At 62.9% G+C, this 17,000-nt stretch carries 15 protein-coding genes and 2 tRNA genes; 11 read left to right on the top strand and 6 right to left on the bottom strand.

Going from position 1 to position 17,000, the window contains the following annotated elements:
- Nucleotides 1-164: 164 nt before the first annotated feature.
- From EA462_RS04075 to EA462_RS04065, 3 genes are read left to right on the top strand one after another with little or no spacing between them, the layout of a single operon-like run.
- Nucleotides 165-1,142 carry a DUF4129 domain-containing protein gene (locus tag EA462_RS04075; protein WP_124177301.1) on the top strand — a complete coding sequence of 326 codons (978 nt, stop codon included), beginning with the start codon at nt 165-167 and terminating at the stop codon, nt 1,140-1,142.
- Nucleotides 1,139-3,154: a DUF58 domain-containing protein gene (locus EA462_RS04070; RefSeq protein ID WP_124177300.1), complete on the top strand. Its 2,016-nt coding sequence runs from the start codon at nt 1,139-1,141 to the stop codon at nt 3,152-3,154. Before EA462_RS04075 ends, EA462_RS04070 begins: the two co-directional genes overlap by 4 nt.
- The gene (locus tag EA462_RS04065) at nt 3,151-3,687 is read left to right on the top strand and encodes a DUF7519 family protein (RefSeq protein ID WP_124177299.1); all 537 of its coding nucleotides are present in this window, start codon (nt 3,151-3,153) and stop codon (nt 3,685-3,687) included. Before EA462_RS04070 ends, EA462_RS04065 begins: the two co-directional genes overlap by 4 nt.
- Nucleotides 3,688-3,702: 15 nt before the next feature.
- Here the strand turns inward: EA462_RS04065 and moaA are convergent, their stop codons facing one another.
- A complete protein-coding gene (moaA, locus tag EA462_RS04060; RefSeq protein ID WP_124177298.1) occupies nt 3,703-4,713 on the bottom strand; it encodes a GTP 3',8-cyclase MoaA in 1,011 nt (336 codons plus the stop codon).
- A gap of 219 nt (nt 4,714-4,932) precedes the next feature.
- On the opposite strand from moaA, the gene EA462_RS04055 reads away from it, so the two are divergent.
- Nucleotides 4,933-5,151, top strand: coding sequence for a hypothetical protein (locus EA462_RS04055; protein WP_124177297.1), 219 nt, complete (start codon nt 4,933-4,935; stop codon nt 5,149-5,151).
- A gap of 109 nt (nt 5,152-5,260) precedes the next feature.
- On the opposite strand, the gene EA462_RS04050 is transcribed toward EA462_RS04055, so the two are convergent.
- Entirely contained in the window at nt 5,261-6,157 is an 897-nt protein-coding gene (locus EA462_RS04050) for a DUF5794 domain-containing protein (RefSeq protein ID WP_124177296.1), read from the bottom strand.
- A gap of 364 nt (nt 6,158-6,521) precedes the next feature.
- Here EA462_RS04050 and EA462_RS04045 point away from each other — a divergent pair.
- The 7 genes from EA462_RS04045 (at nt 6,522) to EA462_RS04015 (ending at nt 14,515) form a co-directional block, all read left to right on the top strand.
- Nucleotides 6,522-6,604: transfer RNA gene (locus EA462_RS04045), tRNA-Leu, on the top strand.
- A 324-nt stretch (nt 6,605-6,928) separates the two neighbouring features.
- Nucleotides 6,929-7,735, top strand: coding sequence for an inositol monophosphatase family protein (locus tag EA462_RS04040; protein WP_124177295.1), 807 nt, complete (start codon nt 6,929-6,931; stop codon nt 7,733-7,735).
- Between the two features lie 63 nt (nt 7,736-7,798).
- Nucleotides 7,799-8,926 carry a DUF63 family protein gene (locus EA462_RS04035; protein WP_124177294.1) on the top strand — a complete coding sequence of 376 codons (1,128 nt, stop codon included), beginning with the start codon at nt 7,799-7,801 and terminating at the stop codon, nt 8,924-8,926.
- A gap of 275 nt (nt 8,927-9,201) precedes the next feature.
- Nucleotides 9,202-11,514 (top strand): amino acid permease, encoded by a 2,313-nt coding sequence (locus tag EA462_RS04030; RefSeq protein ID WP_124177293.1) that lies wholly within the window; start codon nt 9,202-9,204, stop codon nt 11,512-11,514.
- A 167-nt stretch (nt 11,515-11,681) separates the two neighbouring features.
- Entirely contained in the window at nt 11,682-12,599 is a 918-nt protein-coding gene (locus EA462_RS04025) for an NOP5/NOP56 family protein (RefSeq protein WP_124177292.1), read from the top strand.
- Nucleotides 12,592-13,230: a fibrillarin-like rRNA/tRNA 2'-O-methyltransferase gene (locus tag EA462_RS04020; RefSeq protein ID WP_124177291.1), complete on the top strand. Its 639-nt coding sequence runs from the start codon at nt 12,592-12,594 to the stop codon at nt 13,228-13,230. The genes EA462_RS04025 and EA462_RS04020 overlap by 8 nt, the downstream gene beginning before the upstream one ends.
- Nucleotides 13,231-13,303: 73 nt before the next feature.
- Nucleotides 13,304-14,515 carry an outer membrane protein assembly factor BamB family protein gene (locus EA462_RS04015; RefSeq protein WP_124177290.1) on the top strand — a complete coding sequence of 404 codons (1,212 nt, stop codon included), beginning with the start codon at nt 13,304-13,306 and terminating at the stop codon, nt 14,513-14,515.
- A 166-nt stretch (nt 14,516-14,681) separates the two neighbouring features.
- Here EA462_RS04015 and EA462_RS04010 read toward each other — a convergent pair whose 3' ends face one another.
- The 4 genes from EA462_RS04010 to EA462_RS03990 all read right to left on the bottom strand — a co-directional run bounded on the left by EA462_RS04010 (nt 14,682) and on the right by EA462_RS03990 (nt 16,964).
- Complete coding sequence (locus EA462_RS04010) at nt 14,682-15,362, bottom strand: hypothetical protein (RefSeq protein WP_124177289.1); 681 nt, start codon at nt 15,360-15,362, stop codon at nt 14,682-14,684.
- A 376-nt stretch (nt 15,363-15,738) separates the two neighbouring features.
- Nucleotides 15,739-16,137 (bottom strand): hypothetical protein, encoded by a 399-nt coding sequence (locus tag EA462_RS04005; protein WP_243641361.1) that lies wholly within the window; start codon nt 16,135-16,137, stop codon nt 15,739-15,741.
- A complete protein-coding gene (locus tag EA462_RS04000) occupies nt 16,138-16,632 on the bottom strand; it encodes a DUF7342 family protein (RefSeq protein ID WP_243641360.1) in 495 nt (164 codons plus the stop codon).
- 261 nt (nt 16,633-16,893) lie between these two features.
- Nucleotides 16,894-16,964: transfer RNA gene (locus tag EA462_RS03990), tRNA-Gly, on the bottom strand.
- Nucleotides 16,965-17,000 lie beyond the last annotated feature (36 nt).

Genomic DNA, 17,000 nt, shown 5'->3' with positions numbered 1-17,000 from the left:
TCGGGTACTTAAGCGCAACGAAACGACCGAACGCGATCGTTTCTCAGTCACACGGCAGCGACCGACCCGCGCCGACCGCCGACGGTGAATCCGCCGGTCGCGTCCGATCACCGATACCGGAGAACGAACAGTATATCACCGTTCGATCAATTAACAGGTCGTAGATGTCTCGGACTCGAGGTGCAGTTCGGATCGTCGTCGCGCTGGTCGGTATCGCCGCAATCGCGATGGCTGCGGCGACGATCAGATCCCCGACCGAACCGGACGGAAGCGGCGGCGTCGGTGAGGGCGATTCCGGTTCTCCGACTGGCGTCCCCCAGCACGAACCGACGGATCCTGCGCCCCTCGAAGTGCCGGCGATAGTCGAATACCTCGCCTACGCGCTGTTGATCTTGCTCGCACTGGGTGCCGCGTGGTATCTGATCAGCCACCGTCGGGATCTGGTGAAGCTGATCGCCGTCGTCCTCGTGGTTTCGCTCGTGCTGGCTGGGATTTCCTATTTGTTATTGCGCCTCGATCTGTGGGAGTCGGTTCCGCTACAGGAGTCCGAACCGGAGACGAACGACAGCCTCGGCGGTGAGCCGGGCGAGGGCGACGATCAACAGCGGCAACCGTTTTCGACGGGACCGGTGCTCGTGGTTCTCGCCGTTCTCACCGCGATTTTCGTCGGGAGTCTCCTCCGGAGCGACCGCGACGGACGAACGAAACGCAACGAGAGCGAACCGGGTGACGGACCGAGTGACGCGTCCGATTCGGATCGAGCCGAAGTGGGTGCGGCCGCCGGCCGCGCGGCCGACCGGATCGAATCGAGCGACGACTTCGACAACGAGGTCTATCGGGCCTGGCTCGAGATGACGCGACCGCTCGAGGTCGATCGACCGGCCTCGAGCACGCCGGGGGAGTTCGCGACGGTGGCGGTCGATGCGGGAGTACGCCCCGAACACGTGGACGAACTCACGTCGCTGTTCGAGGAGGTTCGCTACGGGAACAGAGAGACGACCGACGACGTGGAGTCCCGTGCGATTTCGGTGTTGCGCCGAATCGAAGACGAGTACGCCGAACCGACGGTCTCTGACGTCGATGGCCGGGACGCGATCGATCCGACGAAGCGTGACCAGGACCGCTCGGGTGTGACGAAATGACCGAGAGTGATCTCGACTCCGGAATCAGACCGGTCCCTATCCTGGTCGCCGTCGCCTCGTTCGTCACGGCGATCGCGATTCTTACTGGAACCGGAACGCTGACCGTAACGCAAGCGGTCGTGAGTCTCGTCGGATTCGCCTCGCTCTGTGGTGCGCTGGTCAGTCTCTCCCGTCGGCGTGACGCTCGAACGTGTCAGCGAACGCCGGATCCGGAACGCCCTCATCCTACACCCGTCCCCGGCGACTCGCTCACCGATGCGATCGAGGAGTTCACGGCAACTCGATCTCACGGGACGTTCGTCGCACGACGGACCGTCGGCGGGCTCCGACAGGCCGCGATCGCCGTCATCTCGAGATTCGGCGGGGCTTCCGAGGCGGAGGCACGCGCCGCCGTCGACGACGGGTCGTGGACGACCGATCCGATCGCCGCCGCATTTCTCTCCGAGGAACTCGATCGACCCTCGAGATCCGTTCGCGAGCACGTTGTCGATCGCGTCCGCGGAGACGATCCGTATCACCTGGCGATCCGTCGAACCGGGGCCGAAATCGCCAGCATCGGATACACCGGACTCGACGAGCGGAACGTACCGGAAACCGCTCGACTTCACGGTCACGAGCGGTCGTCTTCGGACGACACCGTCGACGTTCGGACCACGGAACGACGGCTGGCCGACGGCGAAGCCGATGGGATCCCGGCGCGAGCAACCGGCCACTGGACCGGAATCGGCGTCGTCGCGCTGGCGGCGATCGGGATCGGTGCCGTTGCCGAGGCATCCGCCGTCGTCCTGGCGGGCGTCGTCGGGATCGGATACGCCGGCTTTGCGCTCACCGCCAGACCGCCCACGCCGACGCTCGAGATCGAACGGACGGTGAGTGACGATGCGCCCGAACCGGAAGACGAGGTCGACGTTACCGTCTCCATTACGAACGTGGGCGAGCGGCCGCTGTTGGATCTTCGAGTCGTGGACGGCGTTCCCGCCGCGCTTTCGGTCACCGATGGGTCGGCCAGGCTCGCCACCGCGTTGCGTCCCGGCGAACGAGCCACCCTCGAGTACACCGTGACTGCCGCGTGTGGCACCCACGAGTTCGATCCCGCACTCGTCGTGACGCGAGACCCCTCCCGATCGGCCGAAAAGGCGTTCTACGTCGGCGCGTCGACGACGCTCGTCTGTGAGCCGCTCCTCCGCCCCATCGAATCTCCCGTTCCGTTGCAGGCCGCGTCGACGACGTTCTCGGGTCGGCTCACGACGGCGACCGGCGGTTCGGGCACGGAGTTTCACTCGGTCCGGGACTACCGCCGGAACGACCCGCTCAACCGGATCGACTGGAACCGCCACGCGCGGACCGGCGAACTCGCGACCATCGAGTTCCACCAGGAGCGTGCCGCCCGCGTCGTCGTCCTCGTCGACGCACGCGAAGCCGCGTATCTCGCGTCGTCGACCGGGTCGACCCACGCCGTCTCCCGCGCGACCGACGCCGCATCTCGGATCGCCGGTACCCTCCTCGAGTCGGGCGACACGGTCGGACTGGCAGCGATCGGGCCGACGTCCCGTCCCGTCGACGGGGCGGACGATTCCGGCGACGCGGACGTCTGCTGGATTCCACCCTCGTCCGGGAACCGCCACCGGATCCGACTCCGCGAGGCGCTCGCGACGCACCCGCAGTTCTCGCCGGTACCGCCCGAGCGGGAAGCCCGATGGATAACGCAGTTACGGGCGCTTCGGCGGCGACTCGCCGCCGAAACGCAGATCGTCTTTCTCACGCCGCTGTGCGACCGGGGGAGCGTCGTCATCGCTCGCCGTCTCGCATCGCACGGCCACGCCCTGACGGTCGTGAGCCCGAACCCGACGGCGGAACGAACGACGGGCCAGCAGCTCTCTCGCGTCGCGAGACGAATCCGGCAGTTCGACCTCGAGCGAGCGGGAATCTCCGTTACCGACTGGAACGAAGCCGAATCGATCGACGAGCTGTTCGCCCGCAGAGCAGCGGCGACTCGTGGTGGTCGTCGATGACCGACCCCACCGGCTCCCGGGTCGAGATCACCCGCCGGCCGACGCTCGTCGCCAGCGGGGGTGCGATCGCCGCCGTCGCGCTCGCGACGGTGATCGTCGCGCTCACGTCGACGACCGCCGGCGCACTCGCACTCGTTGGGCTCGTTTCACTCCTCGCCGGAGTGGGCGCCGAACAGCCGTTCAACCGCGATCTCGTCGTCGACCTGGGATCGCTGGCCGCGTTCGCCGGCGTGATCGTGGCCGGCCTCGAGGGGTCCAGTATCGAGCTTACGCTACTCGCGACCGTCTGCGTCGTCGTCGCGTGGGACCTGGCCGGAAGCGCCGTCGACCTCGGTAGACAGCTCGGGCGCGAGGCGGACACTCGCCGCCTCGAGATCGTCCAGACCGTCTCGAGTCTGCTTATCGGCCTGACGACGGTCACGATCGGATACGGCGTATACGCCGTCGCCGCTTCCGGTCAACCGGTCGGCGCGCTCGTGTTGTTGTTGCTCGCGGGGACGTTCGCGACGCTCGCACTCGGTACGCGTCGTTGATGAGAGATCGGCAGGTCAGGCGGGAGCGTCGAGGTACTTCTCGTTTAGTTCCCACTCGCCGTCGGCGTTTTTGATCATGTACTCCCCGTAGTAAGGAACCCGGTTTTCGACGGTCTCTCGGAACGCCTCCCGAATCTCGGAGTTCGTCATCTCGCCCATCGTTCGGAGGTCGTCGTTGCGGTTGAGACAGCCCTTGAGATACCCCTCGTGAGTCACCCGGACGCGGTGGCAGTTCGCACAGAAGGTCGGATTCTCGACGGGGTCGACGATCTCGACCATTCCCACGCCCGGATCCTCACGCGATCGCTCGGTCCCCTCGTCGTCGCTGCCGGCGACCCAGTACCGTCGTCGGTCGTGCATCTCCCTGTGCTCGATATCGACTGCTCGTTCTGCGAGCCAGTCGTGAACGCGCTCGATCTCGATGTTCCACTCCGGCTTGCCCGTCAGCTCGGGCATGTACTCGATCAACTGGAGCTGAAGCCCGTCGTTTTCTGCCACGTGATCGACCATCTCCGGAACGTAACCCGCCGTGTGTTCGAAGACGACCATATTGAGTTTCACCGGCTCGAGTCCCGCTTCGAGGGCCGCGTCGACGCCCTCGAGCACCTTGTCGTACGCTCCGCTTTTTGTAACCGCGGCGAAGTCGTCGGGGTCGAGGGCGTCCTGAGAGACGTTGACCCGTTCGAGACCGGCGTCGACGAGATCATCCGCACGGCCGGGAAGGAATGTCCCGTTGGTCGTCATCGAGACTTCCATCTCGTCGGGCGTTCGGGCGATTATCTCCTCGAGATCCTGGCGAAGCATCGGCTCGCCGCCGGTGAACTTGACCGCGTCGACGCCGAACTCGGCTACGACTTCGAGAAACCGGACGACGTCTTCGGTATCCATCTCGTCGTCCTGTGGGTCCATCGGTCCCCGCGTATCCCCCAACCCCTCGTTGTGACAATAGACACAGTCGAAGTTACACCGATCGGTGAGAGAAACGCGGACGCCGGTCACTTCGCGTCCGAACTCGTCGGTGAGCATAGCAGTCGGTTGCAGGTGGATCCGCTTAAACTCGCCGGGTATTTGCGGTTTGCGTAACCGATACTGGTTTCGAATTCGGGGTGACTATCTGACACGATCCGTCCGTTCTGCTCGGAACGAGTGAGGCCGGTCGGTGCCACGGGAGACCAACGATCATCGAGGATCACGGACGGCGGAGCCGGCAGAAGAGCTACTTCGACGGTTACCGAACGGACACGCATGGACGACGACATGCTCGCGGATCAGCGCAAACTCGTCGAACTGATCGAAGCGGACGGCTGGGACGTCACCGACCTCGAGATTTCGGCCTACGACAGCCCGTGGACCGACGAGGACGACCCCGAAGCGACGGTCACCATCACGGCACGAAAACCGTACTCGAGCGGCGAGGGGAACGACGGCGAAGCGGACGACGAGAATCCTTACCGGGTGAGTTGACGTCGATCACCGCGCGTGGACGTAGCGATCCGGTTCCCCCGAACGCTGTCGCAGACGGAACGCGTGTTTTTGATCGGTGTTCGACAGTGTTCCGTGCGAGGACTATCGGCTACAGCCACGGCGCTCGTTCGTCGGTCTCGGTCGGATCGTCGTCGCTCGAGCCGTCCACGTCGTCGGACGGGGACTCGCTCGCGTTCGATCCCGGAAGCCCGCTGTCGGCCAGCGGTCCCGTTCCGACGGCGGGGAAAAAGCCGTCGTCGTCACTCTCTGAGTCGTCGTCACCGAACGAGAGGTCGAGTGCGAACAGCGCGGCGACGACGAGTGCGGCGAGGGGTGCCTGACCGAAAGCGAACCCGAGCAGGGACAGCGGCAACAGGCCGAGTGCGACCGCGCTCCCGAAGCGGAACCGATCGAGGTCCATGTACTCGCGGAGATACGGCCCCGATAGGGCGACTGCCAGGGCGAAGCCGACTCCGACGACCGCTGCGAGCGTCGCGTTCGCGACGAGAGCAGGGTCGTCCATCACGGCGAGCGTGGCCCCGTTGAGATCGATACTGGCGACCAGTCCGAGCGCGATGATGATCGCCGGACTCGGCAGATACTCGCCGATCGTCGCACTCGCCGTCTTCGCGGCGATAGCGAGGATGACCAGCGCGGCGAACCGTTCGATGATCGTGTCGTCGAGGACGCTGCCGATCGCCGGCGCGAGCGCCGCCTGTATCGCCGCGAGGAGGATCAACGGGATCCCCACCAGAAGCACGATCGTGGCCTGCTCTCGCGGCGTGCCGGTCATATCAGCGAGGATGACGGCGACGGTCGCGCTTCCACCGAAGATCAACAACCCGACCTGGACGGCCCCCAGCGGGTCGTCAAGCGCACCCGCGAGGATCAACGCCGGAAAAACGCCGTCGATCAACGGCAGCATCATCACTAACGCGAGCAGTCTGGTGTTCCCGCCGACGATCCGCTCGAGACGGAGTGCAACGGGGTGTTGTGACGTACTCATCGCTCACGGACGATGGCCGTGACCCCAGGCCGGCGGGGAATGGTGTGGACGATGTCGACCCGGTTGGCTGGGATGCCACCAGTTCGTCCGATTGCGGCCCCGCGCTGTGAGTTTGAAAGTCAGGTTCCCGAATGTAAAGAACGAGGTGGCGTCAGTGCTCGTTTGACCACCGGTTCGGGAATCGCTGGAACTCACAGCGTACATACTCGATTCGAGGACGGGACTGTCAATAAACGTTGTGTGAGAATCGATTCCACGATTATTCGGGTTTTCGACAGTACTACCCGGATCAGTGCGACAGTGTACGAGGCCGCGACGGAAATCGTAGGGTATTCAAACGCCTCCGTCGTATCTCCGGCTGCGTGCGAGGGTAGCCAAGCGGCCAACGGCGGCGGACTCAAGATCCGCTCTCGTAGGAGTTCGTGGGTTCGATTCCCTCCCCTCGCATTGCAACGAGGCACACACCGTGCCGAGTGAAAATGCAGAAGGTCCTACGCGGGATCTTCCCTCGCAAAGCTTCTGGACGCTGTGACCCGAAACGACTGTGACGTCTCGTACGGTCTATTGTAACGGTTTACCGCTGGGACCGCAAGATGGGTCGCGGTCCCACCGGCAATGGCTTACAATAGTCCGTCCCCGTCTCGTTCGCGTGTCGAGCCGCCCCTGTCGAAACTCCTCGAGTGCAGCCGCCGAACCGTCCGACCCGCACCGCCGTCGCGATCGGCCGTCGGTATCCAACCGCTTTTCACGTCGGCCACTCGAGGTGCTCCAATGACCACTCACGGGTCGGATCGACGGCGAGCCGATGTCGCCGTTCGGGCTGCCGAGAACGGTGCCGCGATCGCGATCGATTCCTTTCGAACGCCTCTCGAAGTCGAGACCAAGGCGGGAAAAACCGACGTCGTAACCGACGCAGATCGGAACGCACAGGTCGCGGTCACCGAGCGTATCCGCGAGACGTTTCCGGACGAGCCGGTCGTCGGTGAAGAGAACGACGCGCTGAAACGGGTTCCGGACGAGGGGCCGGCCTGGATCGTCGATCCGATCGACGGAACGAACAACTACGTCGACGGCACTCCCGCGTTCGGGACCGCCGTTGCGGCGGTCGTCGACGGCGAACCGGTCGGTGCCGCGCTGGTCTGTCCGGCACTGTCCGATACGTATCGGTCCGGTCCCGACGGGGCGTTCCTGAACGGCGACCCGCTGTCGGTCAGTCAGCGAACGGACCCCGAGCGCTCGATCGTCTGCCCGACGTTCTGGTGGGACTTCGACCGGCGCGGGGAGTACGCCCGTGCGACGCGAGAACTGGTTACGCGCTTCGGTGATCTCCGTCGACACGGCTGTACGCAACTCGAGCTCGGAATGGTCGCTTCGGGTGCCCTCCAGGGTGCCGTCACGAACCTGCGAACGAACCCGTGGGATACCGTCGCCGGGGTCGGCCTGATCCGGAACGCGGGGGGCATCGTCACCGACCTCGAGGGGGAACGGTGGCGTCACGACAGTCGCGGGCTGGTCGCCTCGAACGGCGAGATTCACGACGAGGTACTGGCCGCGGCTCGAGCGATCGACGGCGAGTGACCGACGCGCGTTTCCGGAGAGAAAACCGGAAACGGTAAGCGCCACCCGCAACGGGTATCGGGTATGTACGAGTACGTCGAGCGCTACGGTCCGGCTCGTGTCTGGGCCGTGACTGTCGGCCTTCTCGCGGCCGTCGTGACACTCGCCGCGATCGCGTTTCCACAACGGGTGTACGTCGATCTGATCTGGCAGTACTACTGGGGTCCGGTCGTCGCCGATGCACACGGCTGGGGCTGCATCGCGTGGGCCGGCGGCGAACAGGTCCAGTGTGCTCAGGCGGGCGCGGACGCCGGACCGACCGCGTCCCCGGGATACACCTTCGTCTCTTATGCCGGCTACATTCCGACGCTGATCCTCTTTCTGGCCGGAATCGTTCTTCTCGTCCAGCGGCTCGCGATCGACCGCTACCGGGCGGGATTCTACGCGCTGTTCCCGTTCATGTTGTTCGGGGGCGCGTTGCGGGTCGTCGAGGACGCGAACGTGGCCGCCTACCGCGAGACCGGTGAACTCGCCATCCAGTTGCCGTGGTCCGGCTTTCTGATCAGTCCGCTGATCTACTTCACCGTCTTTCTCGTGACGCTCGTCGCAGTCGTCGTCTCGGTCTGGCTCGAACAAAACGACTCCGTCTCGGGATACGAGTATCCGCTCGCAGCGATCGGAACGGGGCTGGTTGCGGTGACGGTCGGCTATCTCGGGTACATCGCGGCGGTCGAACCGTATGCGACGTTCTATCCCCTACTTTTGTTGACGACGCTCGTCGGCGCGACCATCGCGACGGGGATCACCTGGCTCGCGATCGAGCAGTTCGCTCCGGGAATCAATCGTGGCACGCGGTACATGGGGATCGTCGTCATCTGGGCGCACGCGGTCGACGGGGTCGCGAACGTTATCGGTCTCGACTGGGCGGTCGCGTTCGGCCACAGTCACAACCTGATTCCGAAGCATCCGGTCAACGAAGCGATCGTCAACGTCACCGGTTCGATGCTCCCCCAGAGCGTCGTCGACGTTACCGGTGCTGCCTGGCCGTTCTTACTCGTGAAACTCGCAGCCGCCGTCGTCGTCATCTGGATCTTCGACGAAACGGTCTTCGAGGACAGCCCACGGTACGCCATCCTCTTGATGATCACCGTCGTCGCCGTCGGACTCGGACCCGGAACTCGAGACATGCTTCGAGCCACCTTCGGAGTCTAGCGTTCGATTCGACGCTCGAGTCGAACACGAAACAACTCACGTCAGTTCGATGGTGGAGAAATTCCGTTAACAAATGGTTTAAGGAGTGTGTCTGACTTCATCCACTATGTTCGTGAACAGTCAACCGACTCACCCACCCGGGTTAGGACCTCGGCGTTCTATTGAATGGGTGTGATTTTTGTGCCAAATACTGTGTCCGAATGTGCGCTCGCTCGTCTATTTACGTTGAATCATTCAGTCTCCGTTTGTGAATGGCCGATAACGGGGTGGGTCGAATGACGGGAGCTGAGGAAGAACTCGCCAAAGACCTCGGGCTGGTCTCGGCGCTTGCGATCGGTATCGGAACGATGGTCGGTGCGGGCATTTTCGTGCTGCCCGGCGTCGCCGCACAGGAAACCGGCCCGATCGTCGTCCTCTCGTTCGTCATCGGCGGACTGATCGCCATGGTGAACGCTTTCTCCGTGAGCGAACTCGGGACTGCAATGCCGAAAGCCGGCGGCGCGTACTACTACATCAATCGTGCACTCGGCCCGCTGTTCGGCTCGATATCCGGAATGGGCGACTGGATGGGACTCGCTTTCGCCAGCGCGTTTTACTGTATCGGATTCGGCGGCTACCTCGCAACGCTTCTCGACGGCGTCGTCGTGCCCGTGCCCGGCCTCGGGGAGGTCGCGCTCTTGCCGACTATCGTGTTGGGCCCGCTGATACTCTCGGATATTCAGATCGGCGCGCTGATCGCGGGCGTCGCATTTGTCGGGGTCAATTACATGGGCGCGAAAGAAACTGGCGGCATCCAGACCGCGATAGTCTCGCTGTTGCTCGTGATCCTCACGATATTCGCCGTCGTCGGTTTCTTCTCGTTCGACTGGGGAACGGTGATGGTCGATGGGACCGTTGCACCGCTCGGATTCGACGAAGTGCTCCCGGGCGCGGCGCTCGTGTTCGTCTCCTATCTCGGCTACGCGAAGATCGCGACGATCGGTGAGGAACTCGAGAATCCCGGTCGAAATCTCCCGATCGCCATCATCGGCAGCGTCGCGGTCGTCATGGTCATCTACGTGATCCTCGTCGGTCTGCTCGTCGGAATCATCCCCTACGACGTGCTCAGCGAAGAGACGCCGATGTCCGACGCCGCGGGCATCGTCTTCGAGGGGAACCTCGGCGTGATCGGCGTGACCTCGATCACTCTCGCGGCCCTGCTCGCAACGGCCTCGAGCGCAAACGCCTCGATCCTCGCCTCGGCGCGGATCAACTTCGCGATGGGGCGCGATAAGATCGTCACCGGCTGGCTCAACGAGATTCATCCGCGGTTCGCAACGCCGTACCGATCGATCGCCGTCACGGGTGCCATGATTTTGCTGTTCATCGTCGTCCTCGGCGGCCAGCTCGAGGTGCTGGCGAAGGCGGCGAGCGTGCTCCATCTGGTTGTGTACGCGCTCATCAACGCGGCGCTGATCGTCTTTCGCGAGGCCGACGTTCCGGAGTACGACCCCGATTTCACCGTCCCGCTGTACCCCATCACTCCGATCCTCGGGATCGTCCTCTCGCTCGGGCTGATCGGGTTTATGGAGGAGATCGAGATCGCGTTGAGTCTCCTGTTCGTCGTGGGTGCGGTAATCTGGTACGGCATCTACGCTCGCCACGAAACCGACCGTGAGGGCGTGCTGAGCAACTACATTCTCTCGCGGTCCGACGAAATGCCGGATGCGGCCGTCTCCGCCGCCAACGTCGCCAAACCGTCCGGGAGAGACGAGTATACGGTCGTCGTTCCGGTTTCGAATCCCAGAACGGAGGCACCGCTTCTCTCGCTCGCGAGCATCGTTGCCAACGCGAACGACGGACGCGTCGAGGCCGTCCACATCGTCGAAGTGCCCGACCAGACACCGCTGGAAGAAGGCTCCGAGCACGTTCGACGCATCGACGACGAGTCACAGGCGCTGATGGCGCAGGTCCGTGAAAGCACGGAGACGCTCGACGTTCCCGTCGAGATCCGAACGGTCGTCTCGCACCGATCGTTCGAGGAAGTGTTCAACGTCGCACGGCGAAAAGAGGCCGACACGGTCGTCATGGGCTGGGGGCCGGGCCGACCGTGGTCCGCCGGACGAGCGGAACGGCCGCTCGACGAACTCACCCACGATCTGCCGTGTGACTTTCTCGTCCTCAACGACCGCGGGCTCCAGACCGATCGCGTGCTGGTGCCGACCGCCGGCGGGCCGGACTCCGACCTGAGCGCCGAGGTCGCCCGGTATCTCCGCGATCAGGCCGGCTCGGAGATCACGCTCTTACACGTCGTCGACGACGAAGAAGACGAAGATACGGGCGAAGCCTTCCTCACCGAATGGGCGACCGATCACGATCTCTCGGACGCGGCGATCCGAATCGACACCTCCGGAAACGTCGAAGACGCGATCGCAGCGGCGGCCAACGATCACACGCTGCTCGTCATCGGAGCGACCGAACGCGGTCTCCTCTCGCGGCTGCTGAGGGGATCGCTCGCTTATGATGTCGTCACCGAAGTCGACTGTTCGGTCCTGCTCGCTGAACGACCGACGTCTCGATCGCTCCGCGACCGGCTCCTCGGTCGGTGATTTTCGTCCCTGATACGGATTGCTGTAACTGTTTACCGGAGCGACCGCGGGACGGCCCCGATCGCTCCGGAAATGACTTACAGCAGTCCGTATGAGTCTTCTCGATCCGGTTCGAGGGGTCGTCGCGTTCGGGAACGCATATACGATGCCGTCCGCTACGGTGAATCATGAACGAGAGCCCATCCGCAGACGCAGGATGGTTCGTCGACGTCGACCCCGATCGCGCCGATCTCGAGTCGGCAGTCGCGGCGATACGTGAGGGCGAGACATCCACTCCCCGTGAGTGGCCCGCACTGGCCGTCGAAGCCGGCTTCGTCGACGACGAACCGGCGTACTACGACGCGCTCAAGAACGCGACGACGGAGGCGACTCGAGCGACGGTCACCGAGCGTGAGGCAGCCGACGACCGCCAGCTCGTCCACGCCGTCCGTGCGATGGACGACTGCGATCGGACGGCGAACGAACTCGCAGAGCGCCTCGCGGAGTGGGGTGGATCCGTCGATTCGGAGTCGGGAACGGGCGTCGAGTATGCACGAACGCTCGTGGATCGATCGGGTAGAAATAGTACCGATACCGTTCCTTCGCCGGATTTCGGTCCCGACGAACGACCGATTCACTCGCTCGCGGCCCGCGTAACCGACCTCGCTGACGAAGCCGAAGACCTCCGTCGGTTCGTCGAACGACGAACCCCCGTCGTCGCACCGAACCTCGCTACCCTGGCCGGTCCGGTGCTCGCGGCCCGACTGATCTCGCTCGCCGGCGGCCTCGAACCCCTCGCGAAAAAACCGAGCGGGACGATACAGGTTCTCGGCGCGGAAGACGCCCTGTTCGCTCATCTCCGGGGACACGCTCCCTCGCCCAAACACGGGATCATCTACGTCCACGACGCAGTCCGGGGAACTCACCCGGACCACCGAGGGTCAGCAGCACGCGCGCTCGCCGGAAAGCTCGCTATCGCGGCCCGCGTCGATCACTATTCGGGCGAGCCAAGGCCCGACCTCGAGGCGGAACTAAACGAACGGATCGAAGCGATACAGGCACGCACCGCGGACGCTGATGCGAACGGCGGTGATGGTGATGAGTGAACCGACGCTTCCCGAGGGGGTCGAACGACGGACGTTCGACGGATCGGATCGACTCGCTACCCGTGGCGAGGCGGTCTACGGCGAGCCGACCGATGGCGAGTGGCGCGCCTGGAATCCCGACCGATCCAAACTTGGAGCGATGTTCGAACTCGGAATGGAGACGGGGCTTCGAGGCGACGAAACGGTGCTCTATCTGGGTGCTGCGAGCGGGACGACGGTGAGTCACGTCGCGGACTTCGCCGGCCCGACGTACGCCGTCGAGTTCGCCGCCCGTCCGGCCAGGGACTTACTCGATGCCGCGGCGTCTCGACCGCGGCTCTTTCCACTGCTCGCGGACGCCCGCAAGCCGGCGACGTACGCACACGTCGTCGAAGCAGACGTTGACGCGATCGTTCAGGACGTCGCGACCCGTGGGCAGGCCCGCGTCGCCCTCGAGAATCGACGATTCCTCGCGGACGACGGCAGACTGCTGCTCGCCGTCAAAGCTCGCAGCGAGGACGTGACTCGCGATCCCGAGGACGTCTTTACGGACGTCGAAACGGAGCTCGATGAGGGATACGAGATTCTCGAGCGTCGACGACTCGAGCCGTACCACGCGGATCACCTTGCGGTCGTCGCCCGGTCGCGCTAGCGCCACCGGCCGGCGACGCCGTAGGACAACAGGAAGCCTATATGGCTCTACTGCGGAGACTGTTGTAACCGAAATGAGACCTGTACGCGATCGACGCGGCTTCCTTCGCGGAGCCACAACGGCGTGCGCCGTCGGTCTGGCCGGTTGTCTCGGTGGTTCGAACGGAGACGGATCGGACGATGTCGAGGTCGACGTCGATCCAGGCGATCCGGACGCCAGCGAGGACTGGCCGACGTTTCAGTTCGACGCCGCGAACACCGGCCGGGCACCCGGACAGGGGCCAACGGGCGGCGTCGAGGCCCGCTGGTCGTTTCCGACCGAGGACCCCGTCTACAGTAGCCCCGCAGTCGTCGATGGAACCGCGTTCGTCGGCACCAACGGCGGAACGGTGTACGCGGTTTCGACCGACGACGGTGACGAGGAGTGGCGCGTCACGACCGGTGACTCCGTCACGAGTAGTCCGGCAGTCGTCGATGGCACGGTCTATGTCGGCAGCCAGGACGGCACTCTCTCTGCGCTTTCGGCCGACGACGGCGAGGAGGTCTGGCAATTTCGAGCCGGCGGCATGATCGCCGGCAGCCCGACTGTCGTCGATGGCACGGTCTACGTCGGCAGCACGGACACCGTTCTGTACGCGCTTTCGGCCGACGACGGAGAGGAACTGGGCGAGTTCGAAACCGACGGGTCGATACAGCGCGCACCCGCCGTCACCGAGGACGCCGTTTTCGTCGGAAGCGGGGACCAGTCCCTGTACGCGATCGACCGCGAGCTAGACGAACAGCGTTGGGCGGTCCAGACGGGTGACTGGATTCAGAGCAGACCGGCCGTTGCCGACGGCGTCGTCTACGTCGGTAGCAACGACGACCACGTCTACGCCATCGACGCCGACTCGGGCGAAATCCGCTGGACGTTCCTCACCGAGGGATCAGTAACGGCCAGTCCCGCCGTCCTCGAGAACGTCGTCTACGTCGGAGGTTTCGACAGCAGGATCTACGCGCTCTCGCCGGAGAGCGCGGAAACCGAGGGTGAGGGACCGGACGATCCCGCGACTCACTACTGGTCGAGCAGTGGGTTCCAGCAGATCCGAAGCAGTCCGGCCGTCGTCGGTGACACCCTCTACGTCGGAAACGAAGACAGCCACGTCTACGCGCTCTCGGCGGTCGACGGCGAAACTAGATGGCGGTTTTCGACCGACGGCGGCGTCGCGAGTTCGCCCGCCGTTGTCGACGATACCGTCTACGTCGGCAGCGAAGACGGCCACCTCTACGCACTCGAGGAAACATAGCAAGGGGCGAGACGGTCGCTCACTCCGTTCACACTGCGACTCGAAGGTGTCATAGAACGGTTCGAATACCTTTGCTACCTTATCAACAGATTCGGTAAGTACAAGGCATATACTGAACAGGAAGTCCAATCAAAATGTCACCTGTGATAGCATCGAATATTAGGTATTAGTTGGGAAAGTCGGACCCTGTGACATCCCACGAACATGGTTCAAGGTCGGACTCGGTATGACTGACCCGTACCTCTTCTTCAGCTACCGTGACGTATGCGTGTCGAGTCGAATCACTAATTGAGTACCGGTAGCCGTGTTCTTCAGTACCGTGCCCGGTAAGCGTTCGAGCGGAGAGGTTGTACGTGCCGAACCTGTCGGTTGCTTCGAGTTCGGTTTCTTCTCCCGACTCCAGAGTGATGGTTTCATCAACGAACGATTCTCCATTTGTTAATTCCACATGCACCTCATGTTTGCGGTCGCCGTCGTTTCGGACGCGGATGATTCTCGGATCGGGCGTCCGAATAACGTCCACTTCGTGGAGTTCGAGAGCTTGTGTCTCGTTTGTAGTCTCAACGACCGGTTTGTATGGAGTGTCGTTTACCACCAGATGCGACTCTTCAACGTCAACAGCTTCAGCAAACAGTAACGTGTCAGTTTCATAACTCCCTTCTTCAAGTGCAATGTCAACTTCGTCTTTGATGTCTTGAGGGAACCATTCATATTGTATCTCGATGAAATAGCACTCTTCGTATCCCTGTTCTTCGTTTTCACTTCCGATATTGCTAGTTTGGAGGCAACCGACGAGAGGAGTACTGAGAGATATTCCCATCGTAACAAGGACCTCACGGCGGTTCATAGCACATAAGACATTGTAGACAAGTAAGTGTCTTCTCAAAGGTCAAACCGTTATTTGTTCTATGTTGTTCGGTCAATAAGCAGACCTACTCATCAGTGTATTCGCTGTAGAAGGGGATGAATACAGTGGGACGGTTCTATGACACCCCCGACCGACGACGAACTCGTGGAATGACACCTGATACGGTTCGTGAGTGAATGTTGCGGTTCATCGGGAGACGCGGCATGGAACGCCACTGGGAGATTCACGACGCAGTAGCTGACGACTATCAAAACTCCGTATCAGGATCGTACCGAGCCCGGATAATCCTCGGAAGTCGTGTTCGCGTCACTTCCCACAGTAGTCCGACGGGAGTGTCTTCCAGAAAGTCGACCCCCTAGTATTGGTAGTCGCTCTCCGGCGAGGCTCGCTGCTGAAAGTGGTCGAACGGGATGTCCGACTCCTCCGGATGCGGCTGTCGGTGCCAGCCGCAATCGTAGCTCGACGACTCGATACAGTGGAATTTGAGCTGGTCGTCGGTCCCGATCGGGTGCGTCCACCAGTTGATCTCGAGCCTGACTTCGTCCGCGTCGGCCAGTCCATCGACCAATATCTGCGTATCGAACTGCGCGACGAGTTTCCGGTCTTTCTGGTCGCGTGTCGGTCTGACGACAACCGTCTCAGTCGCGGGATGGTGGTTCAGATTGATCCGTAACTGTTCGAAGATCCGACCACGACGACCGGAGAGACCGATCGGGTCGGATCCGCCGTCTGCCAGCAATGCGCCGAGAGACATTTATACAGCGGAATCCACCGACGGTTGGTAGTGGTCACTGAATTTCTCGTATCGCTCGAGCGCTTCCTCCGCTATCGAGACCGTGTGTAAGTGCGAGTCCCACTCGGATGCCTTTTTGAAGTACTCTCGTGCCTCCGTCGAGGAGGTGTCTTCGGCCGTCGCGAGTTTCCGCAGTTCGTCCGGGCTCTCGACATCGTACGTTTCCCTGAGTTCCTCGATATCCTCCTTTGCGGTGACCGCTATCGTCTCGATCTCGTTGCGAGTGTGTTCCTCGATCAACTGTGATACTTCTTTGAACCGCTGGTACGCGGCATCGGGGTAGTACGTCTTCGCACCTCGCTGTTCGACTGCACTCAAGATATGCAGATCGACCAACCGCTCGAGGTGACTCCGTGCCGTCGTCGGTGATACCGCCGCTTGCTCCGCGATCCAGTCCGCCGTCCGCGGTTGCTCGATCGTCAACGCGACCGAAATCACGCGGTCGACTCCCGGCATCTCGTCCGTCCAATCGTCGGTGTGTTTCGCCTCGTCGCCGATTTCGATCGCTTCGGATCTTTTCCCTCGGATAGCATTCGATCGACGAGCTTGCGTCGATGGTCTCGGTAGGAAACGCGCTGCCGAGGATTGAGGTGTTTCGCTGACGGTTCGGGTACGAGGACGATGTTCTCGGTTTCTTCACTCCGTTCGCGCTGCGACTCGCGTGCTTCAAATCCCGGTGGCGATTCCTGCTGCTCGCAGTATTGCTCGCCGCAGTAATGCGCGGACCGGGATTTGAACCCGGGCCATGAGCTTGGAAGGCTCAGGTCCTACCACTAGACCATCCGCGCTCCGTGTCTGGGTTTGGGTGCGGCCAAGTTAAGACT

The sequence above is a fragment of the Natrarchaeobius halalkaliphilus genome (assembly GCF_003841485.1).
Taxonomy (GTDB): Archaea; Halobacteriota; Halobacteria; order Halobacteriales; family Natrialbaceae; genus Natrarchaeobius; species Natrarchaeobius halalkaliphilus.
This window is presented reverse-complemented; position numbering and strand designations above follow the sequence as displayed.

What these genes read in the sequence shown, in the direction of transcription:
- moaA (WP_124177298.1), bottom strand. Translation starts at nt 4,713, where the DNA reads ATGCTCACCGACGAGTTCGGACGCGAAGTGACCGGCGTCCGCGTTTCT.
- EA462_RS04065 (WP_124177299.1), top strand. Translation starts at nt 3,151, where the DNA reads ATGACCGACCCCACCGGCTCCCGGGTCGAGATCACCCGCCGGCCGACG.
- EA462_RS04000 (WP_243641360.1), bottom strand. Translation starts at nt 16,632, where the DNA reads ATGCCGGGAGTCGACCGCGTGATTTCGGTCGCGTTGACGATCGAGCAA.
- EA462_RS04020 (WP_124177291.1), top strand. Translation starts at nt 12,592, where the DNA reads ATGAGTGAACCGACGCTTCCCGAGGGGGTCGAACGACGGACGTTCGAC.
- EA462_RS04070 (WP_124177300.1), top strand. Translation starts at nt 1,139, where the DNA reads ATGACCGAGAGTGATCTCGACTCCGGAATCAGACCGGTCCCTATCCTG.
- EA462_RS04005 (WP_243641361.1), bottom strand. Translation starts at nt 16,137, where the DNA reads ATGTCTCTCGGCGCATTGCTGGCAGACGGCGGATCCGACCCGATCGGT.
- EA462_RS04075 (WP_124177301.1), top strand. Translation starts at nt 165, where the DNA reads ATGTCTCGGACTCGAGGTGCAGTTCGGATCGTCGTCGCGCTGGTCGGT.
- EA462_RS04055 (WP_124177297.1), top strand. Translation starts at nt 4,933, where the DNA reads ATGGACGACGACATGCTCGCGGATCAGCGCAAACTCGTCGAACTGATC.
- EA462_RS04040 (WP_124177295.1), top strand. Translation starts at nt 6,929, where the DNA reads ATGACCACTCACGGGTCGGATCGACGGCGAGCCGATGTCGCCGTTCGG.
- EA462_RS04030 (WP_124177293.1), top strand. Translation starts at nt 9,202, where the DNA reads ATGACGGGAGCTGAGGAAGAACTCGCCAAAGACCTCGGGCTGGTCTCG.
- EA462_RS04025 (WP_124177292.1), top strand. Translation starts at nt 11,682, where the DNA reads ATGAACGAGAGCCCATCCGCAGACGCAGGATGGTTCGTCGACGTCGAC.
- EA462_RS04015 (WP_124177290.1), top strand. Translation starts at nt 13,304, where the DNA reads ATGAGACCTGTACGCGATCGACGCGGCTTCCTTCGCGGAGCCACAACG.
- EA462_RS04035 (WP_124177294.1), top strand. Translation starts at nt 7,799, where the DNA reads ATGTACGAGTACGTCGAGCGCTACGGTCCGGCTCGTGTCTGGGCCGTG.
- EA462_RS04010 (WP_124177289.1), bottom strand. Translation starts at nt 15,362, where the DNA reads ATGAACCGCCGTGAGGTCCTTGTTACGATGGGAATATCTCTCAGTACT.
- EA462_RS04050 (WP_124177296.1), bottom strand. Translation starts at nt 6,157, where the DNA reads ATGAGTACGTCACAACACCCCGTTGCACTCCGTCTCGAGCGGATCGTC.